Raw genomic sequence first — 25161 nt, 5'->3', positions numbered from 1 at the left:
CGCAAGAGCCCACCCGGCCCAGGGCAGGACGCCGGCGTCCTTCATGATCCCTTCATGATCGACGGTGGCGCATCGCGGGCCGGAACGCTGATAGCGTCACCCCCCGTGGGGGAACACTACTTCACCGAACGGCCGGAGGCCGCCGGGCGCCGCCGCACCGTTCACCTCGTCCTGCCGGATGTGCACCTGCGGCTGACCACCGACCGTGGCGTGTTCTCCCCCGACCGCATCGACCCGGGCACCCGCATCCTGCTGGAGACCGTGCCCGCACCCCCCGCCGAAGGCGACCTGCTCGATGTGGGCTGCGGGTACGGGCCCATCGCCTTGGCCATGGCGCTGCGCTCCCCCCGGGCGAGGGTGTACGGCGTGGACGTCAACGAGCGGGCGCTGCAGCTGGCGCGTCTCAACGCCCGCACCGCCGGGATCGGCAACGCCAGTTTTCACCGGCCCGAGCAGATCGACCCGGCGATGCGGTTCGCCGCATTGTGGTCCAACCCGCCCATCCGCATCGGCAAGGCCGCCTTGCACGAGCTGCTGACCACCTGGCTGGCGCGGCTGCTCCCCGGCGCCACCGCCTACCTGGTCGTGCACAAACACCTGGGTTCTGACAGCCTGCACCGCTGGCTGCAGCGGCAAGGCTGGCCCACCGAACGCATCGCCTCCCGCTCGGCCTACCGCGTCCTGGCCGTCACCGCCCACCCCGATGCGCCGGCCGCGCCGTCCCGCCAGGAGAGACCATGACCCGCACTGAACAACGCCGGCAGCTGCGTCCCACCGACGTCAAACGCCTCAACCGCGCCTGGCGGCGCCGCACCCACGGCCGCCTGGGACTGATCGTCGAGTCGGTCACCCAGCCGTTCAACGTCGGTTCCATCGTGCGCACCTGCGCGGTCTTCGGAGTCGAACACCTGTGGCTGGCCGGCAACACCACACCCCCCACCCACCGCAACGCCGGGAAAACCGCCCTGGGCACCGAACGGCTCGTGCCCTGGTCCCAGGCCGGCACCCCCCAGCAGGCCGTCCGGGAAGCCCACGACCAAGGGCTGCGCGTCATCGCACTGGAGCTGGCCGGCGGGGCGATCCCGCTGCACCGGGCGCCGTTGGAGGGCGATGTGTGCCTGGCCGTCGGCGGTGAAGACCACGGCTGCTCCCCCGCCCTGCTGGAGGCCGCCGACGCCGTCGCCTACATCCCCCAAATCGGCCGGGTCGGCTCCCTCAACGTCGCCGTCGCCACGGCCATCGCCCTGGCCGAGGCCCGCCGCCGGGAATGGGCCGCCCTCGGCGAAGACCTCCCCTAAGACGGGCGTGCCCGGCTGCGCCACGGCCGCACGGCAGGCCATACTCGCTGAGATGCAGGCCGGCTACACCTTCCTCGACCATCCCGGGCCGATCCCGTTCGCCCACCGCGGCGGCGCCCGCCACGGCCTGGAAAACTCCATGCCCGCCTTCCAGTACGCCGTCGACCTGGGCTACCGCTACCTGGAGACCGACGTGCACGCCACCGCCGACGGTGTCCTGGTGGCCTTTCACGACCGGACCTTGGACCGGGTCACCGACCGGCGCGGCGCCATCGCCCGCATGACCTACGCCCAGGTCTCCCGCGCCCGCATCGCCGGAGTCGAACCCATCCCGCTGCTGGAGGACATCCTGGGCAGCTGGCCGCACGTGCGGGTCAACATCGACATCAAAGACGCCCCCGCCATCGACCCCCTGGCCCGCGTGCTGCACCGCACCCGCGCCTGGCACCGGGTGTGCATCACCTCTTTCTCCTCCCGGCGCCTGGCGGCGCTGCGGGCGCGGCTGCCGCTGTACACCGACCAGAAGGTGTGCACCGCGTTGGGGCCGCGGGGGGTGATGGCGCTGCGGGCCCGCTCGGCCGGGGGGCCGGCCGCCAAACTCGTCCGCCTGGCCGCCACCGGGGTCGCCTGCGCCCAGGTCCCCTACGGGCTGGGGCCGTTGCCTTTTGTCACCGCTTCTTTCATCGAGCAGGCCCACCGGCTGGGGTTGAAGGTGCACGCCTGGACCGTCAACCGCCGCGAGGAGATGGAACGGCTGCTGGATCTGGGCGTCGACGGCATCATGACCGACGACCTGATCACCTTGCGGGAGGTGCTGATGGCCCGAGGGCTGTGGACCCCCGCTGAGGCGTTCCGCTGAACCACGCCGCGGCTCACCAGCCCAGCCACCACAGATCCTCCGGGTAGGGGGCCAGGTAGGTCTGCGTCCCGATGTACTCATCCCCGTCGCGTTCCGCCTGGTGGCGGATCAGCGTGGCGGGCACGTCGAAAGGCACCAGCCCCACCCGGTAGGAGTCGATGGCCGCGGCCAGCACCCGCCGCCGGTGGACGTCGGTGGTGAGCATCCCCAGGCAGTGTTGCAGCGCATTGACATGCCTGCCGACGTCGGCCCGGACCGCCAGCGCCTCCTGGAACAGGCGGGTGTAGGCGGCGGTGGTCTCTTGGCGTGGCCGTCGGCTCGCCTGCGCCACGATACGGCCGGCCTGCCGGTAGCGGAGCGGGTCGTGGGCCAGCAGCTGCATCTTGTGGCCGGCGTGGAAGGCCACCAGTTCGCCGGTGCGCCAGTCGGGGCGTCCCAGCAGCTCACGCAGCCGGGCGTGGGCGAAGGCCCGTTCGGCGAAGTCCATGCCCGCCAGCGGGTCCTGCAGGTGCGCCTCATCGATCACCGGCGCCAGATGCCACACGCCCGCGACACAGACCGGCAGGCTGCGCACATCCATGCCGGCCGGGCACACATAGCCGTCGGCGTCCTCGGCAAGGAGCGGAGGCGGCGGGGAGCGGCCGTTGCGCAGTGCCCGCAGGGCCTCCTCCAGGGTCTGCTGTGTCCGCAGGTCCAGCCACACCCATTGGGCGTGGCGGCCGGGCGGACGGCCATCGGCCGGCACCGCGATACGGGGCCTGCTCATGGCCGCTCCCACCGCAGAAACGCAAGGGGGGTGAAGTCTGTAATTTCCGTCATAACACACTCTTGCCCAGCAGATTCCCCCCTAAAGTCACCCGCGCCCCCTGGGCAGGGCACGGCTTGGGCAAAGCGCACGCCCAGGTCAAGAATCGGTGTAGCGGGGGGTGCGCCGCTCCAGGAAAGAGGTGATCTGCTCGGTGTGGTCGCGGGTGTAGGAGGTCAGCACCTGGGTGCGGTTCTCCAGGTCGATACCGGCCTGCAAACTGGCGACCTCCAGCTGGCTCCAGGCCACCTCCTTGGTCATCCACACCCCCATCGGGCTGTTGGCGCAGATCAGCTCGGCGGTCTCCAACGCCGCCCGCACCACCTGGCCGTCATCGACGACCCGGTTGACCAAACCGATGCGCTCGGCCTCCTCGGCCTCCACGAACCGCCCGGTCAGCAGCAGCTCATGGGAGCGGCCGGCGCCGATCAGCCGCGGCAGCAGCCAGCTGACGCCGATGTCGCAGCCGGAAAGCCCGATGCGCACGAAAGCGGCGTTGAACTTGGCCGAGGCGGCGGCGATGCGGACATCACAAGCCAGCGCCAAGGCGAAACCACCGCCGGCGGCCGGGCCGTTGACGGCGGCGATGACCGGCTGACGCAGATTGCGCAGCTTGGGCACGAGCGCGGCGATGGCCTGCTGGACGTGCAGGCCCGCCTGCGGGCTGCGCCGCCGGGCCTCCTGCTGCGGGGAGGCGGGAGCAGTGGCCTCGCGGACGGGCGGATCGTGCAGGTCCAGCCCGGCGCAAAAAGCACGACCGGCGCCGGTGATGATGAGGACCCGGCATTCGTCGTCCACGGCGACCTCATCGAGCGCGGCGTGCAGGTCTTTGATCAGCTCGCCGGACATCGCGTTGAGCCGGTGCGGGCGGTCCAAGGTCAGCAGCCGCACACCGGGGGCGGGCCGCTCCATCCGCACCGTCTTCCCCGAAGCGGGGGTGTCGCGCAGGTAGGCGTCGCTGTCGGTCAGCATGGGCGTTCCTTCGTCAACACTTCAGGTCCGTGCTCTTTTGCGCCCAGACGGCCGGCGCCGGCCCGGGCATCGCCGAGGGCCGCCGATCAATGAGGGACCAGGCCGCCATCGGCCAGCAGGACCTGCCCGGTGACGAAACTGGCGGCATCGGAGGCCAAAAACAGCGCCGGGCCGACCATCTCATCAGGGTGCGCCATGCGCTTTTGCAGCGAGGCCTGCTCCATCAGCCGCTGAAACTCCGGCGGGTTCTTGCGGACCATGGTGGTGTCGACGGTCCCGGGGGCCAGCGCGTTGACCCGGATGCCCCGCGGGGCGAACTCAGCGGCCATGGAACGGGTGTAGGACACCATGGCGGCCTTGGCCGCCGCATACATCGACACGTTCGGGGAGAACATGAACGCCCCCGCCGAGACCACGTTGATGATCGCGGCATGCGGGCTCGCGGTCAGGTGCTCCAGCGCCCGCTGCACCAAAAAGACCGGGCCGCGGACGTTGACGTCCTGGGACTTGGCGAACGCCTCGGGAGTGAAGGAGCCCAGCGGCAGCGCCAGCGGGTTGGCCGCGTTGTTGACCAGGATGTCGATCCCGCCGAAGGTGTCGACGGTACGGCTCACCAGCGCATCCAGCGCATCCAGGTCACCCATGTGCGTGGGCACTCCCAAGGCCGCACCCCCCATGGCCTTCAGGTGCGCCTCGGTCTCGGCGCAGGCCTCGGCCTTGCGGCTGGCCACGACCACGCTCGCACCGGCGGCGACGAACCCCTCGGCGATCGCCCGTCCGATGCCCCGGGTGCCACCGGTGATGACCGCGACCCGGCCGGTCAAGTCGAACAAGGACCGCAGCTTCTCAGCGTCCACAGTCTTCCCCCCTGATCGTCCCGGATGCCGCCACGTTCTGAGACACTGTCCCAATTGCGACATAGTGTCAAGATATGGATGCGATCGACGCCGGAGGAGACTCCCTGCGGGAGCGCAAGAAGCAGCACACCTACCTGGCGGCGGCCAAGGCCGCGGTCAAGCTCGTCTCCGAACGCGGCATACGCGCCGTGCGCGTGGACGACATCTGCGAACGCGCCGGCATCAGCCGCTCAACGTTCTTCCGCTACTTCGACTCCAAGGAAAGCTGCCTCATCGCCGGCCTGCACCACGGCCGCCTGAAAGCCGTGCTGGCCGCCCTGCAGGCGCGCCCGGCCGCAGAAGACGCCTTCACCGCACTGTGCAACGCCTTCCTCGACATCACCGCCGACTGGCGCGACCACCGCCAGATGGCCCGGCTGGAGATGCGCATCCGCGCCGAGAACCCGGCCGTGCGGGCCCACTCCGACGCCGAGTACATCGCCTGGGAGGAGGCGCTGGCCCGGGCCCTGGAGCCGCGCTGCGCGAAGGCCGCCGGCGAGGCCGCAGGTCAGGTCGCCGACTCGGTGCGTCTCCTGGGGCCGCGCCTGGTCGCCGGGATCGTCTTGTGCGCGGTGCGTCTGGCCACCGAGCAGTGGGTGCGTCAAGGCGCCGCCTGCTCGCCGGCGGAGATGTACGCCCAGGCCTTCGGTGCGGTCCGCACGGTCATCGCGGCCGGGTCTTAGGCGGATGCCGCGCCGGTGAGGCAAGGCTCCGCCTGCGGTGGGCCGAGTTCGCCGGCTGATCGGTGGTCGGCTCGGAGGTGGTTGGTGTGTTTTGGTGTGGTTGTTGTGGTGGTTTTGGGGTTTGCTGTTGGTGGGGTGGCTGGGTAGTGACCCAACCGCGCACCTTTACAGCGTAGATCAGTAAGTTGGGGCGGGTGCTGAAGTTCGCCCGCTTCAGGCCCCGGCGCGCCCGCCCGGCATCCGCACGCCACCCCCCATGCGTCGGCGGCTTCACCGCTGCGACAGGCCCGGCGGGCTAAAGAGCAGGCCGCTCCCCTTCCCCGCCGCCTGCGCATCCGGGCGCGGAACGGACAGCCCGGCCGCTCCCCGATCGACACGGCTCTCCTCCGGCCCCGGTTCCCGGTGCAGGACGCAGGGAGCCTAGGCGGCGGCCGGGAGCGTGACGCGCCCCGAACCGGCAGAAGCGGCGCATTGAGAAAATCCCGCCTTCCTCGCACCGGCGCACCGGTCTTTCCGAACCAACCCGGCGCATTCTCCATCACATTGAAGCAAAAGACACGGCGTTAAAAGCCCGGGAGGAAGAAACCGAGCCGCCGTGCCGCCTTGGGAGGAATCATGCGAGCCAGGAAAACGACCATGCTCGCTCTCACCGCCGGTGCCCTGACGGCCGGGCTGGCGGCCGGTGTCGCCGCTCCCGCCACGGCCACCACGTCCGTGCTCGTCAAGCCCGGCAAGGCCCGGCCCGGCCAGAACGTCACCCTGCAGGTTCCCGAGTGCGAAACCGACGGCTTCGCCACCTCCGACGCCTTCGCCGGCAGCGCCGCGCTGGACGGGGCCGAGGAGGTCGAGGGCCGCGCCGGCCTGGCCACCATCGGCGCGCACACCCCGCCGGGCACCTACCAGATCCTGGCGCACTGCGGCGACGTCAACGCCGTCGGCCAGATCGTGGTGCTGCCCGGCACGGCCCACTCCCCCCGCCCCACCCCGCACGGCGCGGCCGACGCCGGCTTCGGCGGCGGTGCGGGCGGCGTCAACGTGGTCCTGCTGGGTGCCGGAGGCGTCCTGCTGGCGGGCGCCGCCGTCGCAAGGAGCCGACGCCGCGATGACGTCACGGCATGAAAGCACGCCCATCCGGCGGGGGCTGCAAGGCGCCCCGGTCCTCATGGCGGCACTGCTCGGCCTGGTGATGATCGCCCTGGCAGTGGGCGGACCGGCCGGGCCGCCGCAGCCGCCGGCGTGGGCGGCCGCCGCCCGCGCAGCCGACCACAGCGGCCCCCTCCTGCCCCGCTCCGCTCCCCTGCGGGTGCGCATCCCGGCCATCGGGGTGCAGGCCCCACTGGCTCACCTGGGGCTGAATCCCGACGCCTCGCTCCAGGTCCCCCCGGCCGGCCGGCCCGACCTGGCCGGCTGGTACCGGGGCGGGCCCGCCCCCGGGGAACGCGGCCCCGCCGTGATCGTGGGCCATGTGGACTCCCCGCGCGGGCCTGCGGTCTTCTACGACCTGGGCCGGCTGCGGCCCCACGACCGCATCGAGGTCGACCGGGCCGACGGCCGGGTGGCCGTATTCACCGTCGAATCGATCGAACGGGTCCCCAAGGAGCGTTTCCCGACCGAGCGGGTCTACGGTCCCCTCGACCACGCCGGGCTGAGACTGATCACCTGCGGTGGCCGTTTCGACCGGGCCCGGCGCGGTTACCGAGACAACGTCATCGTCTACGCCCACCAGACCGCGGTTCGCTGAAAAACCCCTGCGGCCGCGGTCACGGCGTGCCCTCCCTCGCGGCGCCGTGGAAAAAGACAGGCCGAGGCCGTGGGATGAACAACGGCCCGCGCAAACACCCCGGAGATCGAAGCGGGCATTACGAACCGACCTACGGGCGCGTCCGGAACTTGCTATTTGCTTAACTCTTATTGCTTTCCATCTCAACTGATCGAATTTACGCTGGCGCCGTCCCACGGTCACCCCCGCCGTTGGAGGCCGCCTTGCGAAGGAGACCCCTGCCCGCCCTGCTCGGCCTGTGCGTCCTGCTGCTGAGCGCGTTCGCCGCCACCGGCGCCTCGGCCCGAACGGCCGCGCCCCACGACACCCGCGCCTACGACGTCACCGGGGTGCGGAACGCCGCCGACCGCACCCGGATCGCCCGCACCGGCGCGGCGATCGACGAGGTGCACGGACGGCACCTGGTCATCACCGCCACCGAACGGGAGGCGGCGAAGGTGCGGCGGCTCGGCTTCACCGTCACCCGCCTGCCCCAGGAGACGGCCCCCGACCGGGTCACCGCCCTGGACTTCCCGCCCGCCGACTCCGGCTACCACAACTTCGCCGAGCTGACCGCGCTGGTGGACCAGGTGGCCGCCGACCACCCGGCCATCGTCCGCAAGTACGTGATCGGCCGGTCCTACCAGGGCCGCGCCATCATGGCCGTCAAGATCAGCGACAACGCCGGCGTGGACGAGGCCGAACCGGAGGTCTTGTTCACCCACCACCAGCACGCCCGCGAGCACCTGACCGTGGAGATGGCGGTCTACCTGCTCAAGGAACTGACCGAGGGCTACGGCGGCGACCCGCGCATCACCGGCCTGGTCAACAGCCGGGAGATCTGGATCCTGCCGGACCTCAACCCCGACGGCGGCGAATACGACATCGCCACCGGCTCCTACCGGTCCTGGCGCAAGAACCGCCAGCCCACCCCCGGCTCCAGCGCCGTGGGCACGGACCTCAACCGCAACTGGGCCTACCGGTGGGGCTGCTGCGGCGGGTCCTCCGCCGGCCCCTCCAGCGCCACCTACCGCGGCCCGTCGGCCGAGTCCGCCCCCGAGGTGCGCGCGGTGGCCGACTTCGTGCGCAGCCGGGTGATCGGCGGACGCCAGCAGATCAAAGCGGCCATCGACTTCCACACCTACAGCGAACTGATCCTGTGGCCGTACGGGTACACCTACGCCGACACCGCGCCCGGCCTGACCCAAGACGACCGCAACGCGCTGGCCGCCCTCGGCCAGAGCATGGCCGCCACCAACGGCTACACCCCCCAGCAGGCCAGCGACCTGTACATCACCGACGGGTCGATCAACGACTGGCTGTGGGGCAACTACAAGATCTTCAGCTACACCTTCGAGATGTACCCGCGTTCCGCCGGCCCGGGCTTCTACCCGCCGGTTGAGGTCATCGCACGGGAGACCTCCCGCAACCGTGAGGCGGTGCTGCGGCTGCTGGAGTACGCCGACTGCGTCTACCGCCTCATCGGCAAGCCCACGCTCTGCGCGGCCTGACGGCCCGCATGCCCCGGCCCGGTCCGCACCGCGGCGGCCTGAACGCGCCGTGAGCGGGCATGCCGCCCAAGAGACTCGTCCGGTGCACCGTTCCCGCAGGTCGCATGCGGGAGGCGGCGCCGCCGGGGGCGGCGTGCGGCCCGCGGCGTCACGGCCGTGAAGACCGTCCGCGCTCCCGTCCCGGTGAGCAGGCCCGGTTCACGCCAGTTGATCTGGGCCGTTTGCCCGCAGGCAACCGCCGCGGCGTGGCAGCCTCATGGGTGTGACGTCCAACAACGGAACGACCGCCCAGACGGTGATGGGCAGGCCCCGGGTGACCTCGCGGGCCACGCTGGAGGCACGGGCCTTTGAGCTGTTCGCCCGCAAGGGGTTCGAGGAGACCACGGTCGATGACATCGCGGCGGCGGCCGGCATCGGGCGGCGGACGTTCTTTCGGTACTGCGCCTCCAAAAACGACCTGGTGTGGGGGGATTTCGAAGGGCACCTGCTGAAGCTGCGCCGGCTGCTGGAGGAGGCCGACCCGGCGCTGCCGACGATGGAGGTGCTGCGCCGGGCCGTGGTGGAGTTCAACCGGTTCGACCCGCGGGATGTGCCCTGGCACCGGCAGCGCATGGAGCTCATCTTGAAGGTGCCGACGCTGCAGGCCGATGCGACGTTGCGGTACGCCTCCTGGCGGGCGGTGATCGCCGAGTTCGTGGCCTCCCGCACCGGGCTGCCGCCGTCGGCGATGACGCCCCGCCTGGCCGGTCACGTGCTGCTGGCGGCCGCGGTGGCCGCCTATGAGCACTGGCTGTCGGGGGACGGGGACGCCGAGCTGGCCGAGCTGCTGGACAAGGCGATCCGGCGGGTGAGCGCCGGGCTGTCGGCGGCGCTGCAGGCCCCCGGCGGCTAGGCGGGCTGCTCGTCGATGGCGCCCGCGATGAGCTCACCGATCAGCACGGCCGTGGCGGCGGGGCCGCGCAGCGGCGCGGTCGGCAGGATCGAGGTGTCGGCGACGCGCAGCCCGTGCACCCCGATGACCCGGCCGCAGGAGTCGACGGCGGCGGACGGGTCGCCGGCCGGGCCCATGGGCACGGTGCCGCAGGCGTGCTGGGCGGTGCCCAGGCGGGCGCGGATCCACGCATCCAGCAGGCGGTCGTCCGCCAAAGTCGCCGCATCCAGGTCCACCGGGCCGGCGCACACCCGGCCGAAGGCGTCGGTGGCCAGCACGGCGGCGCTCGCCCGCACCGCCTGGCGCAGCCGGCGCCGGTCCTCGCCGGTGCGCAGGTAGCCGTAGTCGATGCGGGGAGGTGTGGCGGGGTCGGGGGAGACGGTGCGCAGCCGTCCGGTGGCGCGGGGGGTGTTGACCGCGACCAAAAAGGCCAGGGGCGCATCGGGGGGCGCCGGTCTCCCGCTGGTCAGGGCGGGGAGCGGGACCAGGGATTGCAGGATTTCCACATCGCCTTCGGTTCCGGCGTCGCCGGAGGGCAGGTGCAGGACGCCGCCGAGCCACGAGCCGCGGGGGGCGCCCAGGTGGCGGCGGGGATGCCACTGGACCGTCACCTGGGGGTGGTCGCTGAGCGTGCCGCCGACGGCCGGCAGGTCGCAGACCACGGGGATGCCGGCCCGCTCCAGCTCGGCCGCCGGTCCGATGCCCGACAGGTGCAGCAGATGGGGTGAGCCGAAGGAGCCGGCGCACAGCACGACCTGCCCGGCCTCGATCAGGCCGTCTGCGGTGATCACCCCGATGGCGCGGCCGCGGCGGACGGCCACCGAGTGCACCGGGCTGTCGCCGCGGACGGTGAGGTTGGGCCGGTGCAGGGCGCCCAGCAGGCAGGCCAGGGCGGTGTTGATGCGCCGTCCGCCGCGGACGTTGCAGGGCACCGGGCCGAAGCCGGGGGGCAGGCAGGCGTTCTTGTCCGTCTCCTCGGGGTGGCCCAGTTCACCGGCGGCGGCCCGGAACGCGGCGGCGGCCGGGTGGTCCAGCCGGGTGCGGTGCACCGGGATGGGGCCGCGGTCGCCGTGCAGGGGGGTGGCGCCGTAGTCCAGGTCGTTTTCCAGGGCGCGCCACAGCGGCAGCACCCGCTCATGGCTCCAGCGGTCATCGCCGGCCCGTGCCGCCCAGCGGGTGAAGTCGGCGCGCCGGGCCCGGATGAAGTAGCCGCCGTTGACGGTGGTGGAGCCGCCGAGGATGCGGCCGCGGGGGGCGGCATAGGGCAGGCCGGGCGCCAGGCGGGCCGGGTAGCGGCGGACGGCCGGGTGCGCCGGTTGCGCGCCGGGCACCCGCCGGGCGTCCAGCAGTTCGTCGGGAAAGCCGGTGAGCGGGGCCGGTCCGGCCTCCAGCAGCAGCACCGTGCGGGAGGGGTCTTCGCTGAGCCGGGCCGCCAGGGCGGCTCCGCTGCCGCCGGCTCCGACCACCAGGACGTCGGGGCGGTTCACCGGGCGGCCACGGGAGGAAGCCACTTTTGACACTCGATGCATCTTCCTTTTGGCACTCGATGTCTTTAGTATCGCCTCTGCGGCCTGGACGTGTCCCAGGCCACGCTTCCCTGTGGTCCCCGACGTCACCAGGAGACGACCATGGACAACCTGCGCACCACCGACGGCGCCGCCGAGGAGCAGACCGCCCTGACCGAGGAGGCCGCCGTCGAATCGCTGATCGAAGAGGTCTCCATCGACGGCATGTGCGGCGTCTACTGACCCGGATGCCCGCCATCGACCTGGACCGCGCCTGGGACCTGCACCCGCAGGTCTCGGTGCGGCCCGAACCCTTCGGGGCGCTGCTGTACCACTTCGGGACCCGCAAACTGTCGTTCCTGAAAGACCGGCGGCTGCTTGCGGTCCTGCAGGCCCTGGCACAGGCGCCCACCGCCCGGGCCGCCTGCACGGCGGCCGGGGTGGACGCCGGCGACCTGCCCGCCTACCGCGCCGCGCTCGGCGCGCTGGCCGACTCGTCCATGCTCGTGGAGAGGACCCCATGACCATCACCCCGCCGCAGCAGCGGGCGGCGCCGGCGACCGCAACGCGCCTGGTCGACCTGTTCCAATACGGCCTCGACGCGCCGATCTGCCTGACCTGGGAGCTGACCTACGCCTGCAACCTGGCCTGCGCGCACTGCCTGTCCAGCTCCGGCCGGCGCGACCCGCGCGAGCTGAGCACCGCAGAATGCAAGGCCGTCATCGACGAGCTGGAGGCCCTGCAGGTCTTCTACGTCAACATCGGCGGCGGGGAACCCACCGTCCGCTCCGACTTTTGGGAACTGGTGGACTACGCCACCGCCCACCACGTGGGCGTGAAGTTCTCCACCAACGGAGTGCGCATCACCCCCCAGGTGGCCCGGCGCCTGGCCGCCAACGACTACGTCGATGTGCAGATCTCCCTGGACGGCGCCACCGCCGAGGTCAACGACGCGCTGCGCGGACCCGGCTCGTATGAGATGGCCATGCGCGCCATGCGCAACCTCGCCGACGCCGGGATGCGCAACTTCAAACTGTCGGTGGTGTGCACCCGGCACAACATCCCGCAGATCGACGCCTTCAAGCAGATCGCCGACACCTACGGCGCCCAGCTGCGGCTGACCCGGCTGCGCCCCTCCGGCCGCGGCGCCGACGTGTGGGACGAACTGCACCCCACCCCCGACCAGCAGCGGCAGCTGTACGAATGGCTACTCGCCCACGGCGAGGAGGTGCTGACCGGGGACTCCTTCTTCCACCTGTCGGCCTACGGGCAGACCCTTCCCGGGCTCAACCTCTGCGGCGCCGGGCGGGTGGTGTGCCTGATCGACCCGGTCGGCGACGTCTACGCCTGCCCGTTCGCCATCCACGAGGAGTTCCTGGCCGGCAACGTGCGCCAGCCGGGGGGCTTTGCCAAGGTGTGGCGGGAATCGCCGCTGTTCGCCCGGCTGCGCAAGCCGCAGCACGGCGGGGCCTGCGCCTCCTGCTCCTGCTACGACGCCTGCAAGGGCGGCTGCATGGCCGCCAAGTTCTTCACCGGGCTGCCGCTGGACGGCCCCGACCCCGAATGCGTCCACGGACACGGGGAGAAACTGCTCGCCCGGCGTCCCGGGGACCGCTCCGGCATCCCCCGGCCCTCGGTGGACCACTCCCGCCGCGGGCCGGTCCCGGTCAAGCTCACCCGCCGCCGCCCCGACCGGCCGCCGGTCAGCGCGTGCGATGAGAACCCGCTGGCAGGGCTGCGGCTTCCCTGACCCCACCATCCACCCCGGGCGGCGGGCGGCCCGCGTGCGGCCGCCCGCCGCCCTCGGCGAGGAGACACCCCATGCCCTTGAAAAACCCCTGGTTCGAGACCGTCGCCGAAGCCCAGCGCAGAGCCAAAAAACGCCTGCCGTACATGGTCTATGGCGCTTTGCTGGCCGGCTCTGAACGCGGCCGGACCGTCCAGGACAACACCGACGCCTTCGGGGAGCTGGGGTTCGCCCCCCGCGTCGTCGGCCACCACGCCCAGCGGGACCTGTCGACCACGGTGATGGGCGTGCCGACCTCCATGCCCGTGGTGATCTCCCCCACCGGCGTGCAGGCCGTCCACCCCGACGGGGAGGTGGCCGTGGCGCGGGCGGCGGCCAACCGGGGCGTCATCATGGGGCTCAGCTCGTTCGCCAGCAAACCCATCGAGCAGGTCGTCGAGGCCAACCCCAACGTCTTCTTCCAGATGTACTGGAGCGGCGACCGCGACGCGATCCTGCAGCGCATGGAACGCGCCCGCAACGCCGGCGCCAAAGGGCTGATCGTCACCCTCGACTGGTCCTTTTCCATGGGGCGGGACTGGGGCAGCCCCACCATCCCCGAAAAACTCGACGTCAAGACCATGGTGAAGCTGGCGCCGGTGGCGCTCAGCCGCCCCGGCTGGCTGTGGCGGTTCCTCAAGGCCCGCACCCTGCCGGACCTGACCGTCCCCAACCTGCAGCCCCCCGGCGGGCAGGCCCCCACCTTCTTCGGCGCCTACGGGGAGTGGATGCAGACCCCTCCGCCCACCTGGGACGACGTCAAGTGGCTGCGCGAGGAGTGGGGCGGGCCGTTCATGCTCAAGGGCGTCACCCGCGTCGACGACGCCAAACGGGCCGTCGACATCGGCGTCACCGCCCTGTCGGTGTCCAACCACGGCGGCAACAACCTCGACACCACCCCCGCCACCATCCGGCTGCTGCCGGCCATCGCCGAGGCGGTCGGCGACCAGGTGGAGGTGCTGCTGGACGGCGGGGTGCGCCGCGGCGGGGATGTGGCCAAGGCGCTGGCCCTGGGCGCCCGCGCGGTGCTGATCGGCCGCGCCTACCTGTGGGGGCTGGCCGCCAACGGGCAGGCCGGGGTGGAGAACGTGCTGGACATCCTGCGCAGCGGCCTGGACTCGGCCGTGCTCGGGCTGGGCCGCTCCTCGGTGCACGAGCTGGCCCCCGACGACCTGGTCATCCCGCCCGGCTTCCGGCTGGCCCCGGGCGCCTCCTGACATGCCCGGCGGCCTGGACTCGGCCGTCTGGCCGGCCGTGCCGGCCGGCGCCCCGGTGCTGGTGCCCGTCGGCTCCACCGAGCAGCACGGGCCGCACCTGCCGCTGGGCACCGACGGCCTCATCGCCCGGGCCGTCGCCGAACGCGCCGCCGCCGCGCTGGACGGCCCGCCGCTGGTGGCGCCGGTGATCGCCTATGGGGCCAGCGGCGAGCACGCCGGTTTCCCCGGCACCGTCTCCATCGGGCACCGGGCGCTGGAGGCGATGCTGGTGGAGATCGTGCGGTCGCTGGCGCTGTGGGCCGGCCGGATCGTCTTCGTCAACGGCCACGGCGGCAACACCCCCGCCCTGGACGCCGCCGTGGGCCGGATGCGCGCCGAAGGGCACCAGGTGGCCTGGGCCGGCTGCGGCGTCCCCGGCGGGGATGCGCACGCCGGGCACACCGAGACCTCGGTGATGCTGCACCTGGCCCCGCACCTGGTCCGCCCGTTCGGCCACGTCAGCGGCGACGCCCGCCCGCTGGCGGAGATCATGCCCGAGCTGGTGGCGCGCGGCGTGCGCGCACTGTCCCCCTCCGGGGTGCTGGGGGACCCGGCCGGTGCCTCGGCCGAGCACGGCCGCGCCCTGGTGGCCGCCATGGTCGCCTCCCTCATCCGCCGCATCGAAGGCTGGCGGGTCGATGAGCGGGGACGGCTCGCCGACCCCGGCCGGTCCTGACCGGGAACCGCGACAGCGAGGTGGCCCCATTGTCTGCACCGCACCGTCCCGGCACCGCACCGAGCGGGCGCCGGGCCGCGCTGCCGGCGGACCTGCCCGTCGCCTTGGACGAGGGCACGTCCCTGTGGTCGGGGGGACGGGTGGCCACCGGCGGCGCCCCCTGGAAGGTCGTGCGGCTCGGCGAGGCCGCCGGGCCGCACCTGGCGGCGCTGCGCCGGGCCGGGCCGCGCGGCCTGGCCGACTCCTCGGCCATCGGGCGGGCGCTGGCCCGGCAGCTGGTGGACCACGGCATGGCCCATCCGGTGCCGCCGCCGCGGCCCGGCCCGCACCCGGTGACGGTGGTGATCCCGGCCTACGGGCGGGCCGCCGACCTGGAACGCACCCTGGCGGCGGTCGAGGGCCTGCCGGTGATCGTCGTGGACGACTGCTCCCCCGACCCGGAGCCGCTGCGCCGCGCCGCCGCCGCCCACGGCGCCCGCCTGGTGCGGCATTCGGCCAACCGCGGCCCGGCCGCCGCCCGCAACACCGGCGCCCGCCTGGCCGGCACCCCCTTCGTCGCCTTCGTGGACTCCGACTGCCGGCCGGAACGCGGCTGGCTGGACGTCCTCATGCCGTACTTCGACGACCCGAAGGTCGCGGCCGTGGCGCCGCGCGTGGTGGCCGACGGCGGCGGGCCCGGCGTGCTGGCCCGCTATGAGGCCGTCCGCTCCGCCCTCGACATGGGCGCACGCCAGGCTTTGGTGCGGCCCGGCGCCAGGCTCGGTTTCGTGCCCACCGCCACCTTGCTGGTGCGCACCCGGGTGCTGCGCCATGTGGGCTTCGATGAGCGGCTGCGGCTGGGGGAGGATGTCGACTTCGTCTGGCGGCTGGCCGACCTGGGCTGGCATGTGCGTTACCAGCCGCAGGTCCGCGTGGCGCACACCCCCAGGCTGCGCCCGTCGGCGTGGGCCCGCCGCCGCCATGAGTACGGCACGTCCGCGGCGGCGCTGGCCCAGCGTCATCCCGGGCGGCTGGTGCCCGCCCGTCCCTCCGCCTGGAACCTGGCCGTCTTGGCCTGCCTGGCCGCAGGGCACCCGGTGCCCGCCGCCGCCTGCGCCGCCGCCGCCACGGCGCTGCTGGCCCGCCGCCTGGGCGGCCTGCCCGGCCGGTGGGGGCTGAGCGCGGCGATCGTCGGCAAGGGGGTGCTGGCCGATGCCGCCGCCCTCGGGCATGCGCTGCGCCGCGAATGGTGGCCGCTGGGGCTGGCGTGCCTGGCCGCCGGCGGGCGCCGCCGCACCGCCCGCGCCGCGGCGGCGGCCATGCTGGCCCCCATCGCGCTGGAATGGGTCACCGGCCGTCCCGCCGTCGATCCGCTCCGCTATGCCGTTCTTCGGCTCGCCGAGGACGTCGCCTACGGCTCCGGCGTCACCGCATCCGCCCTCCGGCACCGTTCCTGGGAGCCTTTGCTGCCGCGGCCCCGCCTGCCCCGCCTCGCCCAGCGCCCCGCCCGGTGAGCACCGGTTCCCCTCCCGCCGGGGGCCGGGTGGTTTCGGCCGTCGTCAGCGGACCAGGGACAGCCGGGTGGGGGCCAGGCCGAGTTCGATCCGCCGGCCCCACGACAGCACCAGCCGGTCGGATTCGATGCCGTCGCCGAAGGCGACCAGGCCGTCGCTTTCGCAGACCACGGTCAGGGTCTGGCCGTCTTCCAGCAGCCCTTGCGTGCAGGAGGCGCCGGTGGCCGGGGACGGCCACGCCTCGCGCACGAACCAGGCCAGCGACGGCTCGGCGGGGCCGGGCAGGGGCAGCGGGCTGTGGCGTTCCAGCCAGATCGACCGGCACCAGCCGCCGGCGCCGGTGCCGGTGGCCACCAGCACGCCTGAGGAGGACTGCCGCTCGGTTCTGCCGTCGTGGCAGGTGAGCCGGTAGCGCGCCGACTGGTGGCTGGGATGGCCGACGAACACCTCATTGAGCGCGGTCAGCTCCTCGCCGTCGTCGGTGACCGCCCGCACCATCGTGCGTTCTTCGGTGGCGGCGGTGCCGGCCGCCACCGCGTGCAAAAGGTCGGCGCACGCCTCGACCGGGTGGGGCACCAGCGCGCCCACGTTGCGTTCCGGGTCGGGGTTCAGCCCGATGACCGGCTGGCCGCTGAGGTATTTGGCGACGTTGGCGACCAGGCCGTCTTGGCCGACGACCACCACGATGTCGTCGGGGGCGAACAGGAAGCGGTCCAGATCGGCCCGTTCCACCAGGCCGCGCCGCCACGACAGCGGGATCGCCGCCGTCACCTGGGCCAGCGCCGCACCGATGGCGGCGTGCGCGGCGGCGATGGGGGCGATGTCGCGGCCGCGGCAGCGCAGGAAGAACTCCGCCTGGCCGCGGCTGCCGTGCCTGGCCAGCAGTTCCTCGTACTCGGTGCGGCGGTGCACCACCACCGCGCGCGGCGCGAGCGTCACCTCTCCTCCCGGGGGGCGCTCAGGCGGGCCAGCGCCCCGGTCACCATGTCGGGGGTGAGGTTGAGCTGGCCGATCTGCGGCAGGCGCGCGGCCAGGGCCTGGGCGGCCAGCGCCAGCAGCACCGCCGGGTCCGCGTCCCGGTAGACGGCCAGGCGGGCGGCCTCGGCCTCGGCTTCGGCGGCGCCCATCACCTGCCGGTTCTCGGCCTGGGTGGCGGCCCGCAGCCGGTCCCGCTCGGCTTGTGCCTGCGCCTCGATCCAGGCCGCGGCGGCGGCCTCCTCGGCGCGGCGGCGTTCGTTCTGCCCGCGCCGGGCCACCAGTTGCTCTTCGCGCAGCGCCAGCTCGATCTGGTTTTGCATCTCGTTTTCGGCGATGGCGCGTTCGCGTTCCACCGCGGCGGCGCGCCGCTCATAGGTGGCGCGGTCGGCCTCTTGCTGGACCTGTTCGCGGGCGGGGGTCTGCAGGGCCCGTTCCACCTCGGCCTCGGGGCGCACGGCCACCACGCGCACGCCGACGATCGTCACGCCGATGTCGGACAGGCGGGAGTCGCCGGCCAGTCCCGTGCCGATGGTCTCGCGGAAGGCCGCCGGGCCGGAGGTGACGGCCTCCCGCAGCGTCATCTGGGCGGCCAGGGTGAGCGCGTGCTGCTGGGCGGTTTCGGTGAGGGTGGTCGCCAGCTGGTCCAGCGGGGCCGACCGCCAGGCGCCGGTGTCGGGGTTGATGGCGAAGTCCAGCCGCCGGGCGGCCAGCGCCGGTTCCGCGATCCGGTAGGTCACCGTGGCCTGGACGCTGATGTCCTGGTAGTCGCGGGTGCGGGCGTGGAAGAGCATCGGCAGCTCCCGGTCGTCCACGGGGACTTCGCTGATGACCGCCGACAGGGGGTGGAACCAAAAGGAGATTCCCACGCCTTCGTGGACCGGTTCGCCGCGCCGCAGGTGCCGCACGTAGGTGGTGGGGGTGCCGCGCAGGTGCCGCAGCAGTGGCCGCCGCTGGATGTCCGCCATGACCGCCTCCCTTGTTGTCGTCAGGACGACGATAAGGGAGAAGCCAAGTCATTCTCAAGTTGAGAATGACTTCGATCCGGTAACACCTCAAGGGCTTGCGGCCGGCCCGGCCGCCGCACTCAGGTGATGGGCGCCTCCCAGGCGGCCCGCCAGGTGACCGGCCCCACCACCCCGTCGACGGCCAGGCCCTTTTCCGCCTGGAAGGCCCGGCAGACGCGCTCGGAGGCCGGGCCGTACCAGCCGTCTGCGGCGATGCGCCAGCCCCGTTCCCTCATGCGGGCCTGCCAGCGGCGCACATCCTGCCCGTGCATCATCGGCGGCTGCCGCAGATAGCGGCCCGGCCAGGCGGGCGCCCCGGAGGCGGGCGGTGCCGCGGCGCCCAGGGCGAGGGCGCGCAATTCGGCCAGCGAGCCGCGGAAGGCGTCGGCGTCACAGCGGCCCGCGATGCCCGGCACGGTCGCCGAGCTGGAAAACTGCAGGATGCTGATCGGCTCCCCGCCGTGCGGCTCCCACCACGACTGCGGGACCTTGGCATACAGCTCCTCGGGGCCGCCGGTGCCGTTGACGTAGCGGGACTGCCAGATGGTGTCGAAGAACGACAGGTCCGGCCGGCCGATCTGGTCCCAGTACCAGCGGGGGAAGTAGCCGATCACGCGGTGGCCGCCCGACAGCCGCCGGTACTCCTCCACCCACGCGCGCGCCTGCGCGACGGTCGGGCGGGATGAGCCGGACGGCTCGACATCGAGCGCGACCGCGAAAGCGCTCAGATCCCCGGCCTGGCGGTGAAAGTGCCGGGCCTGGGCGGCCGCATCGGAGTCGGCGCGCAGGAAGTGGTAGGCGCCCGGCACGAAGCCCTCCAGGGCGAGCATCCCGGCGCGGTTGTGCGCCCAGGTGGGGTTGGTGTAGCCGGTGCCCTCGGTGACCTTGCTGAACGCGAAGCGGATGCCCGCGCCGCGCACCTTCTTCCAGTCCGGGGTGCCCTGGTAGCTGGCCACGTCCACGCCGAACAGCATCGCCGTCTCCTCACCTAGCGCGATGGCCCGGCTGCACGTCACTGGCTGTCGGATCCGATTGTCCGCGCCCGGCAGCCGGCCGTGCACTGGCCCCGCCGTGCCTTTTTGCTCTCCTTGTGCGCTCTCCTCGGCGCCGTCGGAGAGAGGCTGCCAGGGCAGGTGAGGCGGCGCCACCGGGGAGCGCCCATGGACACACCGAAGGCCGGGTGGGCGCTCCCCGGTGGCGGGTCAGGCGAAGGCGCGATGGTGGGCCAGCGCCCGGTGGGGGTCGGCCGCCGGGTGCTCCCAGTGCGGGTCGGTGTGGACGGTGACGGCCGTCAGGCGGGGGACGGCGTGCAGCAGGGCGTGCTCGGCCGCGACGGCGACCCGATGGGCCTTGTGCACCGGCCAGGCGGCGTCGACGACGATGGCGACCTCGGCGCGCAGCCGGTGGCCGATCCAGCGCATCCGCAGCTCCCCCACATCCAGCACGCCCTCCACCGCCCGCAGGGCCTCTTCGGCCCGGTCCACCAGGGCGGGGTCCACCGCGTCCATCAAACGCTCCAGGACCTGCCGGGCGGCGTCCTTGAGCACCAGCGCGATCGCCCCGGTGATCAGCAGCCCGACCAGCGGGTCGGCCGGCGGCCACCCCAGGGCGGCGCCGCCGGCGCCCAGCAGAACGGCCAGCGAGGTCAGGCCGTCGGTGCGGGCGTGCAGGCCGTCGGCCACCAGCGCGGCCGAACCGATCCTGCGGCCGGTGCGGATGCGGTAGCGGGCGACCCACTCGTTGCCGGCGAAACCGATGACGGCCGCGGCCGCCACCGCCGGCAGGTGCTCCAGGTCGCGGGGGTCCACCAGCCGGTGCGCCGCGGCATAGGCGGTGGCCGCGGCGGAGGCGGCGATGGTGCAGACGATCAGGACGCCGGCCACGTCCTCGGCGCGGCCGAAACCGTAGGTGAAGCGGCGGCTGGCCGCCCGCCGGCCCAGCAGGAACGCCACCGCCAGCGGCAGCGCGGTCAGCGCGTCGGCGGCGTTGTGCACGGTGTCCCCCAGCAGCGCCACCGACCCGGTGACGGCGACGACGGCCGCCTGCGCGGCCGCCGTGACGCCCAGCACGGCCAGTGAGATCCACAGGGCGCGCAGGCCTTCGGCGGAAGACTCCAGCGCCGCATCGACCCGCTCGGCCGTCTCGTGGGAGTGGGGCTTGAGCAGGTGCGCCGCGCGGTGCCGCAGCCGGTCCCACCGGCCGGTGGGGCCGGCTGGGGCGTGGGTGTGGTCGTGTGCGTCCGCCCGGTGCGGTTCGGGTTCGTCGCTCATGGCGAGCCGCTCCCTTCGTGTGGGGGTGGCCAAGACCTGCCGGGGCGGATCGGCCCGGCTGGATCTGCCCGGCGGACGACCCCCATTATGTGCGTATGAACGCACGCATGCATCTATCAGGTGCGCATGACTCGCAGGTGCACGACGATGGCGAACGCCTGGCGGCGGCGGCCGAGATCTTGAGCCTGCTGGCCGACCGGACCCGCCTGGCGCTGCTGCGGCGGCTCTCCCTCGGGGAGGCCGACGTGACGACCCTCACCCGGGCATGCGGCGTCGCCCGCCCGGCGGTCAGCCAGCACCTGGCCCGGTTGCGCCTGGCCGGGCTGGTCACCACCCGCAAAGAAGGCCGCCGCGTCGTCTACGCCCTGCGGCACGGGCACCTGCGCCGCCTGATCGACGAGGCGCTGAACGCCGCCGACCACCGGCTCGGCGGCCTGCCCGACCACACCTGATGAGGCCCGGCGGCAGGCCGCGATTTATCGCCTTGCCTCCGCCGCCCACTGCTCCCCACCCTTGAGGGCATGCATCTGGTGCACCTGGGGCTGCCCGTTCACGACGCGTCACGCAGCCTGCGCTTCTATGAGACCTATTTCGGCTTCGACCCGGCCACCGCGCAGCGGTATGAGGACGGCACGATCATCGTCCGCAACGGCGACGGGTTCGATCTGGCCCTGCACGGCGGGCAGCGCGTCGGGCCGCCGCCGCCTTTTTTGCACTTCGGTTTCCGCTTCGCAGATCCCGCCGAGGTGCGCGCCCTGCTCGCCCGGCTGCAGGCGGACGGGGTGGAGATCATCGAGCGGTACGACGAGCCGGCCTATGTGGCGTTCAAATGCGCCGACCCCGACGGTCACCGGGTCGAGGCGTACTGGGAGCCGCCCCCGCAGAGCCCGTCCTGACCGGGCCGCGGCGCCGGCCGCCCGCCGGGGGGCACGGGGATGCGAAGGGACGCCGAAAGGTCACCGGGAAAGTCGCCATTGTCGGGGATCTTGCGGCGGGTGCGGCGAAAGCGCGCAAACCGCAGGGTTGGGCGGCCCTTCTGGCGGGAATCTTGTCACGGTATCCAGCGTTGGTCGACATAGGACCGCAAGCCGTCTGGGAGGCACGTGACGATGGCCGAGCGCGCACTTCGCGGCACCCGACTCGGAGCGACCAGCTACGAGAACGATCGCAACACCGATCTGGCCCCGCGCAAGACCGTGGACTACACCTGTCCCAAGGGCCACCGGTTCACCGTGACGCTCGCCGCTGAGGCCGAGGTGCCGATGACCTGGGAATGCCGCAACTGCGGGACGACCGCGCTGCGGGTGAACGGAGAAGCCCCCCAGCCCAAGCCGACCAAGGCCCCCCGCACCCACTGGGACATGCTCATGGAGCGGCGCACGATCGAGGACCTGGAGGAGGTCTTGGCCGAGCGTCTGGCGATCCTGCGTGCCCAGCGGAAGAAGAGCGCATAACCGTTGATCTTTTCCGTCCGGGCCCGCACCGCGACGCCGGTGCGGGCCCGGCGGCGTTTTCCAGGCCCCCAAGGCGCCCCCGGGGGGCGGGCGTCAGTCGTCGACGATCTCCCCGCGGATGACGGTCGCGGTGGGCGGAGGACCCTCTGCCCGGCCGGCGGCGGGCGGGGGGAACGGCCCGGCGGCGGCGCGGCGTTCGGCTGCGCGCAGCCGGTGGGCGGCGTAGCGGGCCAGCAGCCGCCCGGCCGCAGGGCGGGTGAAGGGCAGCACGAACACCAGGCCGAGCAGGTCGGTGAGGAAACCGGGGATCAGCAGCAGCACCCCGCCGATCAGCAGCAGCGCGGCATCGGCCAGGTGACGGCCCGGCGGCACGCCCTGCTGCAGGGCCTGCTGCAGGACCCGTCCGGCGCGACGGCCCTGGCCGCGCACGATCTGCGCCCCCGCCACGGTCGCCGCCAGCAGCAGCGCGGCGGTCGGCAGTCCCCCGATCACCTCGCCCACGCGGACGACGGTGTAAAGCTCCGCGGCGGGCAGCAGCAGAAGCGCAAGGAACATCAACAGCGGCGGCATGGCATCCGGTTTTGCGGTCGGCGGCAAGGGTCTGCTGGGATAACGCCGCGGCGGCCGGGTTCGTTCCGGCACTCCGGGGCCTTCAGGGGTTCTTGCGGACGCGTTCCAGGCGGCTCTGCAACCCCCAGCGGGTGATCTTCCACATCGCCTCGGCCATGATGTCGCGGCTCATCTTGCTGGTGCCGTGCTCGCGTTCGATGAAGGTGATGGGGACTTCCTTGACCCGCAGCCCGGCGCGCAGCACCCGCACCGCCAGATCGATCTGAAAGCAGTAGCCGCGGGAGTCGACCTCATCCAAATTGATCTTCTCCAGGGCGGTGGCGCGGTAGGCGCGGTACCCGCCGGTCGCATCGTGCAGCGGGGTGCCCAGCAGCAGGCGGGTGTAGAGGTTGGCGCCGCGGGAGATCGCCTCGCGCGAGCGCGGCCAGTTGACGATGCGGCCGCCGGGGATCCAGCGGGCGCCGATCACCAGGTCGGCCTCGGTGAGCGCCTCCAGCAGGGCGGGCAGCTCCTCGGGCTGGTGGGAGCCGTCGGCGTCCATCTCCACCAGCACGTCGTAGCCGCGTTCCAGCGCCCAGCGGAAACCGGCGATGTAGGCGGCGCCCAGGCCGTCCTTTCCGGCCCGGTGCAGCACGTTGACCTGCTCGTCGGCCGCGGCCAGGCGGTCGGCGACCTCCCCGGTGCCATCGGGGCTGGCGTCGTCGACGACCAGCACGTCCACCTCGGGCATCGCCGTGCGCACCCGCCCGACGATCGGCTCGAGGTTGTCGCGTTCGTTGTAGGTGGGGATGATCACCAGCACCCGGCCGAGACCGTGCGGGATCTGCATGGTGTCACGCTCCTTCGGTCGTTCGGGTGACGGCGCGCAGTGCCGCCCCCACCGCGGCCAGGGCCAGCAGCGCCAGCACCTGTTCGGGCAGGGCGCCGATCCGGTCGGCGAGGGTGACGGCGGTCCGCGCGGGGACGGCGGCGACCTGGATGTCGGGGACGAACTCCGCCGACCGGTCGATCACGCGCCCGTCGGGGGCGATGATCGTGCTGATGCCGCTGGTGGCGGCCACCAGCACGGTGCGGCCGTGCTCGACGGCCCGCAGCCGGGACATGGCGGCCTGCTGCGGGGGCAGGCTGGTGCGCCCGTAGGTGGCGTTGTTGGTCTGCACCACCAGCAGCTCGGCGGAGGCGACGTCGCGGACCAGGCCGTCGTAGGCGACCTCGAAGCAGATCACATCTCCGATGCGGGCCGGTCCCAGCCGCAGCAGCCCGGGCCGGTCCCCGGCGGCGAAGTCGCGGGGGATGCGCTCGAACCGGGTGATGAGCTTGGTGAGGACGTCGCGGAAGGGAAGGTACTCCCCGAACGGCACCGGGTGCCGTTTGACGTAGTGGTCGCCGGCACCGGTGACGGGGTCCCAGACGATGCCGCGGTTTTCCACGTGCTCGCCGTCGGCGGCGTCGACGACGGCGCCGACCAGCACCGGCACCCCCACATCCCGCACCGCCGCGTCGATCAGGTCGCGGGCCGCCGGGTCGGTGTAGGGGTCCAGGTCGCTGGCGTTCTCCGGCCAGATCACCAGCTGGGGGCGGGGCAGCTCGCCCCGGCGGACCCGTTCGGCCAGCTCGTGGGTGCGCTGCACGTGGTTGTTCAGCACGGCCTGGCGCTGGCTGTTGAAGTCCAGCCCCAGCCGGGGCACGTTCCCCTGGATGACGGCGACGGTGACCGTCCGGCCGGAGGCCGGCAGCGGCACCGCCGCCCCGGCCGCCGCGATCGCCGCCAGGGCCGCTGCGGCCGGGGCGATGACCCGTCCGCTGCGCCGGGCGCGGGAGGCGGGCAGGCGGCGGGCCCATGCCGCCGGCAGCGGCCCGCGCAGCAGCGCCCAGGCCAGCAGGGAGCCGGTCAGGGCGGTCAGGAAGGTCACCAGGGGGGCGCCGCCGAGCGCCGCGTACGCCGTCAGGGGGCTGTCGGTCTGGCTGAAGGCCAGCCGCGCCCAGGGAAAGCCGCCGAAGGGCACGCGGCCGCGCACATACTCTTGGGCCACCCACAGCGCCGCCGTCCACACCGGCCAGCCGGGCAGCCGCGTCACCAGCGCGATCCCCGCCCCCATGGGGACGAAGTACAGCGCCTGCACCAGGCTCAGCCCCGCCCAGGCGTCCGGGCCGATCGGGATGATCCCGCTCAGCGTCGGCAAGAAGAACGCCAGCCCCGCCGCCAGGGACGGCAGCAGCGCCGCGCGCACGCCCAGCCCGTGCAGGGCGAGGGTGAGGACGGCGACGCCGGCGGGTGCCAGCGGCCACAGGTCGTGCGGGGGGAACGCCGGCCACAGCAGCAGTCCGCCGGCCACGGCCGCCGGCGTCCGCCTCCAGCCGGTCCGGCGGGGGCCGGTCCGGCGCGGCGGGCGGTCGCCGGCAGGGGGGGACGGCGCGGCGGGCCGCTCGTGCGGCACGGTGTCCTGGGCCACGT

The 25161-nt window shown here is 73.2% G+C and carries 28 protein-coding genes; 17 read left to right on the top strand and 11 right to left on the bottom strand.

The window, feature by feature from the left end:
• Window positions 1–105 precede the first annotated feature (105 nt).
• From BUE48_RS11785 to BUE48_RS11775, 3 genes are read left to right on the top strand one after another with little or no spacing between them, the layout of a single operon-like run.
• Complete coding sequence (locus BUE48_RS11785) at window positions 106–741, top strand: class I SAM-dependent methyltransferase (protein WP_286989797.1); 636 nt, start codon at window positions 106–108, stop codon at window positions 739–741.
• A complete protein-coding gene (locus tag BUE48_RS11780) occupies window positions 738–1298 on the top strand; it encodes a TrmH family RNA methyltransferase (protein WP_012852724.1) in 561 nt (186 codons plus the stop codon). The genes BUE48_RS11785 and BUE48_RS11780 overlap by 4 nt, the downstream gene beginning before the upstream one ends.
• A 52-nt stretch (window positions 1299–1350) precedes the next feature.
• A complete protein-coding gene (locus BUE48_RS11775; RefSeq protein WP_012852723.1) occupies window positions 1351–2157 on the top strand; it encodes a glycerophosphodiester phosphodiesterase family protein in 807 nt (268 codons plus the stop codon).
• Window positions 2158–2170: 13 nt separating this feature from the next.
• On the opposite strand, the gene BUE48_RS11770 is transcribed toward BUE48_RS11775, so the two are convergent.
• The 3 genes from BUE48_RS11770 to BUE48_RS11760 form a co-directional block, all read right to left on the bottom strand.
• Window positions 2171–2923, bottom strand: coding sequence for a YbgA family protein (locus BUE48_RS11770; RefSeq protein ID WP_286989796.1), 753 nt, complete (start codon window positions 2921–2923; stop codon window positions 2171–2173).
• 138 nt (window positions 2924–3061) lie between these two features.
• A complete protein-coding gene (locus BUE48_RS11765; protein ID WP_286989795.1) occupies window positions 3062–3934 on the bottom strand; it encodes an enoyl-CoA hydratase/isomerase family protein in 873 nt (290 codons plus the stop codon).
• A gap of 86 nt (window positions 3935–4020) precedes the next feature.
• Window positions 4021–4791, bottom strand: coding sequence for an SDR family NAD(P)-dependent oxidoreductase (locus BUE48_RS11760; RefSeq protein WP_286989794.1), 771 nt, complete (start codon window positions 4789–4791; stop codon window positions 4021–4023).
• Between the two features lie 74 nt (window positions 4792–4865).
• Here BUE48_RS11760 and BUE48_RS11755 point away from each other — a divergent pair, with 74 nt between their 5' ends.
• The 5 genes from BUE48_RS11755 to mftR all read left to right on the top strand — a co-directional run bounded on the left by BUE48_RS11755 (window position 4866) and on the right by mftR (window position 9675).
• Window positions 4866–5513 carry a TetR family transcriptional regulator gene (locus BUE48_RS11755; RefSeq protein WP_012852719.1) on the top strand — a complete coding sequence of 216 codons (648 nt, stop codon included), beginning with the start codon at window positions 4866–4868 and terminating at the stop codon, window positions 5511–5513.
• A gap of 615 nt (window positions 5514–6128) precedes the next feature.
• The gene (locus tag BUE48_RS11750) at window positions 6129–6632 is read left to right on the top strand and encodes a hypothetical protein (RefSeq protein WP_286989793.1); all 504 of its coding nucleotides are present in this window, start codon (window positions 6129–6131) and stop codon (window positions 6630–6632) included.
• Window positions 6616–7254 (top strand): class F sortase, encoded by a 639-nt coding sequence (locus BUE48_RS11745; RefSeq protein ID WP_012852717.1) that lies wholly within the window; start codon window positions 6616–6618, stop codon window positions 7252–7254. The genes BUE48_RS11750 and BUE48_RS11745 overlap by 17 nt, the downstream gene beginning before the upstream one ends.
• Window positions 7255–7496: 242 nt before the next feature.
• The gene (locus tag BUE48_RS11740) at window positions 7497–8783 is read left to right on the top strand and encodes a M14 family metallopeptidase (protein WP_286989792.1); all 1287 of its coding nucleotides are present in this window, start codon (window positions 7497–7499) and stop codon (window positions 8781–8783) included.
• Window positions 8784–9039: 256 nt separating this feature from the next.
• Window positions 9040–9675 (top strand): mycofactocin system transcriptional regulator MftR, encoded by a 636-nt coding sequence (mftR, locus tag BUE48_RS11735; protein WP_286989791.1) that lies wholly within the window; start codon window positions 9040–9042, stop codon window positions 9673–9675.
• Here the strand turns inward: mftR and mftG are convergent.
• Window positions 9672–11225 carry a mycofactocin dehydrogenase MftG gene (mftG, locus tag BUE48_RS11730; RefSeq protein ID WP_286989790.1) on the bottom strand — a complete coding sequence of 518 codons (1554 nt, stop codon included), beginning with the start codon at window positions 11223–11225 and terminating at the stop codon, window positions 9672–9674. The genes mftR and mftG overlap by 4 nt on opposite strands.
• 117 nt (window positions 11226–11342) lie before the next feature.
• Here mftG and mftA point away from each other — a divergent pair, with 117 nt between their 5' ends.
• The 6 genes from mftA to mftF all read left to right on the top strand — a co-directional run bounded on the left by mftA (window position 11343) and on the right by mftF (window position 16430).
• Window positions 11343–11462 (top strand): mycofactocin precursor MftA, encoded by a 120-nt coding sequence (gene mftA, locus BUE48_RS11725; RefSeq protein WP_286989789.1) that lies wholly within the window; start codon window positions 11343–11345, stop codon window positions 11460–11462.
• Between the two features lie 5 nt (window positions 11463–11467).
• On the top strand, window positions 11468–11743 hold the full coding sequence (gene mftB / locus BUE48_RS11720; protein WP_012852712.1) for a mycofactocin biosynthesis chaperone MftB: 276 nt from the start codon (window positions 11468–11470) through the stop codon (window positions 11741–11743).
• Window positions 11740–12969, top strand: a complete 1230-nt coding sequence (gene mftC, locus BUE48_RS11715; protein ID WP_286989788.1) for a mycofactocin radical SAM maturase — start codon at window positions 11740–11742, stop codon at window positions 12967–12969. Before mftB ends, mftC begins: the two co-directional genes overlap by 4 nt.
• A gap of 71 nt (window positions 12970–13040) precedes the next feature.
• The gene (gene mftD, locus BUE48_RS11710; RefSeq protein WP_012852710.1) at window positions 13041–14222 is read left to right on the top strand and encodes a pre-mycofactocin synthase MftD; all 1182 of its coding nucleotides are present in this window, start codon (window positions 13041–13043) and stop codon (window positions 14220–14222) included.
• A gap of 1 nt (window position 14223) precedes the next feature.
• Window positions 14224–14937: a mycofactocin biosynthesis peptidyl-dipeptidase MftE gene (mftE, locus tag BUE48_RS11705; protein ID WP_012852709.1), complete on the top strand. Its 714-nt coding sequence runs from the start codon at window positions 14224–14226 to the stop codon at window positions 14935–14937.
• Between the two features lie 29 nt (window positions 14938–14966).
• Window positions 14967–16430, top strand: coding sequence for a mycofactocin biosynthesis glycosyltransferase MftF (gene mftF, locus BUE48_RS11700; protein ID WP_286989787.1), 1464 nt, complete (start codon window positions 14967–14969; stop codon window positions 16428–16430).
• 45 nt (window positions 16431–16475) lie between these two features.
• On the opposite strand, the gene BUE48_RS11695 is transcribed toward mftF, so the two are convergent.
• The 4 genes from BUE48_RS11695 to BUE48_RS11680 form a co-directional block, all read right to left on the bottom strand.
• Entirely contained in the window at window positions 16476–17369 is an 894-nt protein-coding gene (locus tag BUE48_RS11695; RefSeq protein ID WP_012852707.1) for an NAD(+)/NADH kinase, read from the bottom strand.
• The gene (locus tag BUE48_RS11690; protein WP_286989786.1) at window positions 17366–18373 is read right to left on the bottom strand and encodes an SPFH domain-containing protein; all 1008 of its coding nucleotides are present in this window, start codon (window positions 18371–18373) and stop codon (window positions 17366–17368) included. Before BUE48_RS11690 ends, BUE48_RS11695 begins: the two co-directional genes overlap by 4 nt.
• Window positions 18374–18492: 119 nt before the next feature.
• Window positions 18493–19386, bottom strand: a complete 894-nt coding sequence (locus BUE48_RS11685; RefSeq protein ID WP_012852705.1) for a GH25 family lysozyme — start codon at window positions 19384–19386, stop codon at window positions 18493–18495.
• Window positions 19387–19614: 228 nt separating this feature from the next.
• Window positions 19615–20682 (bottom strand): cation diffusion facilitator family transporter, encoded by a 1068-nt coding sequence (locus BUE48_RS11680; protein WP_286989785.1) that lies wholly within the window; start codon window positions 20680–20682, stop codon window positions 19615–19617.
• Window positions 20683–20789: 107 nt separating this feature from the next.
• Between BUE48_RS11680 and BUE48_RS11675 the strand changes: the two genes are divergently transcribed.
• From BUE48_RS11675 to BUE48_RS11665, 3 genes are all read left to right on the top strand, one after another.
• Window positions 20790–21134: an ArsR/SmtB family transcription factor gene (locus BUE48_RS11675; protein WP_012852703.1), complete on the top strand. Its 345-nt coding sequence runs from the start codon at window positions 20790–20792 to the stop codon at window positions 21132–21134.
• A gap of 69 nt (window positions 21135–21203) precedes the next feature.
• Complete coding sequence (locus tag BUE48_RS11670) at window positions 21204–21578, top strand: VOC family protein (protein WP_012852702.1); 375 nt, start codon at window positions 21204–21206, stop codon at window positions 21576–21578.
• A gap of 213 nt (window positions 21579–21791) precedes the next feature.
• A complete protein-coding gene (locus tag BUE48_RS11665; protein ID WP_012852701.1) occupies window positions 21792–22136 on the top strand; it encodes an RNA polymerase-binding protein RbpA in 345 nt (114 codons plus the stop codon).
• Window positions 22137–22229: 93 nt separating this feature from the next.
• On the opposite strand, the gene BUE48_RS11660 is transcribed toward BUE48_RS11665, so the two are convergent.
• The 3 genes from BUE48_RS11660 to lnt all read right to left on the bottom strand — a co-directional run bounded on the left by BUE48_RS11660 (window position 22230) and on the right by lnt (window position 25159).
• A complete protein-coding gene (locus BUE48_RS11660; protein ID WP_286989784.1) occupies window positions 22230–22691 on the bottom strand; it encodes an FxsA family protein in 462 nt (153 codons plus the stop codon).
• Between the two features lie 97 nt (window positions 22692–22788).
• Window positions 22789–23535, bottom strand: coding sequence for a polyprenol monophosphomannose synthase (locus BUE48_RS11655; RefSeq protein ID WP_012852699.1), 747 nt, complete (start codon window positions 23533–23535; stop codon window positions 22789–22791).
• A 4-nt stretch (window positions 23536–23539) separates the two neighbouring features.
• Window positions 23540–25159 (bottom strand): apolipoprotein N-acyltransferase, encoded by a 1620-nt coding sequence (lnt, locus tag BUE48_RS11650; RefSeq protein WP_012852698.1) that lies wholly within the window; start codon window positions 25157–25159, stop codon window positions 23540–23542.
• Window positions 25160–25161 lie beyond the last annotated feature (2 nt).

Source organism: Thermomonospora sp. CIF 1, from assembly GCF_001896795.1.
GTDB classification, from domain to species: Bacteria; Actinomycetota; Actinomycetes; order Streptosporangiales; family Streptosporangiaceae; genus Thermomonospora; species Thermomonospora curvata.
The sequence above is the reverse complement of the archived record's forward strand: the minus strand, read 5'-3'. Positions and strand labels throughout refer to the sequence as shown.

What these genes read in the sequence shown, in the direction of transcription:
- BUE48_RS11780 (WP_012852724.1), top strand. Translation starts at nt 738, where the DNA reads ATGACCCGCACTGAACAACGCCGGCAGCTGCGTCCCACCGACGTCAAA.
- BUE48_RS11775 (WP_012852723.1), top strand. Translation starts at nt 1,351, where the DNA reads ATGCAGGCCGGCTACACCTTCCTCGACCATCCCGGGCCGATCCCGTTC.
- BUE48_RS11770 (WP_286989796.1), bottom strand. Translation starts at nt 2,923, where the DNA reads ATGAGCAGGCCCCGTATCGCGGTGCCGGCCGATGGCCGTCCGCCCGGC.
- BUE48_RS11765 (WP_286989795.1), bottom strand. Translation starts at nt 3,934, where the DNA reads ATGCTGACCGACAGCGACGCCTACCTGCGCGACACCCCCGCTTCGGGG.
- BUE48_RS11755 (WP_012852719.1), top strand. Translation starts at nt 4,866, where the DNA reads ATGGATGCGATCGACGCCGGAGGAGACTCCCTGCGGGAGCGCAAGAAG.
- BUE48_RS11750 (WP_286989793.1), top strand. Translation starts at nt 6,129, where the DNA reads ATGCGAGCCAGGAAAACGACCATGCTCGCTCTCACCGCCGGTGCCCTG.
- BUE48_RS11745 (WP_012852717.1), top strand. Translation starts at nt 6,616, where the DNA reads ATGACGTCACGGCATGAAAGCACGCCCATCCGGCGGGGGCTGCAAGGC.
- mftR (WP_286989791.1), top strand. Translation starts at nt 9,040, where the DNA reads ATGGGTGTGACGTCCAACAACGGAACGACCGCCCAGACGGTGATGGGC.
- mftA (WP_286989789.1), top strand. Translation starts at nt 11,343, where the DNA reads ATGGACAACCTGCGCACCACCGACGGCGCCGCCGAGGAGCAGACCGCC.
- mftB (WP_012852712.1), top strand. Translation starts at nt 11,468, where the DNA reads ATGCCCGCCATCGACCTGGACCGCGCCTGGGACCTGCACCCGCAGGTC.
- mftC (WP_286989788.1), top strand. Translation starts at nt 11,740, where the DNA reads ATGACCATCACCCCGCCGCAGCAGCGGGCGGCGCCGGCGACCGCAACG.
- mftD (WP_012852710.1), top strand. Translation starts at nt 13,041, where the DNA reads ATGCCCTTGAAAAACCCCTGGTTCGAGACCGTCGCCGAAGCCCAGCGC.
- mftE (WP_012852709.1), top strand. Translation starts at nt 14,224, where the DNA reads ATGCCCGGCGGCCTGGACTCGGCCGTCTGGCCGGCCGTGCCGGCCGGC.
- BUE48_RS11690 (WP_286989786.1), bottom strand. Translation starts at nt 18,373, where the DNA reads ATGGCGGACATCCAGCGGCGGCCACTGCTGCGGCACCTGCGCGGCACC.
- BUE48_RS11685 (WP_012852705.1), bottom strand. Translation starts at nt 19,386, where the DNA reads ATGCTGTTCGGCGTGGACGTGGCCAGCTACCAGGGCACCCCGGACTGG.
- BUE48_RS11680 (WP_286989785.1), bottom strand. Translation starts at nt 20,682, where the DNA reads ATGAGCGACGAACCCGAACCGCACCGGGCGGACGCACACGACCACACC.
- BUE48_RS11675 (WP_012852703.1), top strand. Translation starts at nt 20,790, where the DNA reads ATGCATCTATCAGGTGCGCATGACTCGCAGGTGCACGACGATGGCGAA.
- BUE48_RS11670 (WP_012852702.1), top strand. Translation starts at nt 21,204, where the DNA reads ATGCATCTGGTGCACCTGGGGCTGCCCGTTCACGACGCGTCACGCAGC.
- BUE48_RS11665 (WP_012852701.1), top strand. Translation starts at nt 21,792, where the DNA reads ATGGCCGAGCGCGCACTTCGCGGCACCCGACTCGGAGCGACCAGCTAC.
- BUE48_RS11660 (WP_286989784.1), bottom strand. Translation starts at nt 22,691, where the DNA reads ATGTTCCTTGCGCTTCTGCTGCTGCCCGCCGCGGAGCTTTACACCGTC.
- BUE48_RS11655 (WP_012852699.1), bottom strand. Translation starts at nt 23,535, where the DNA reads ATGCAGATCCCGCACGGTCTCGGCCGGGTGCTGGTGATCATCCCCACC.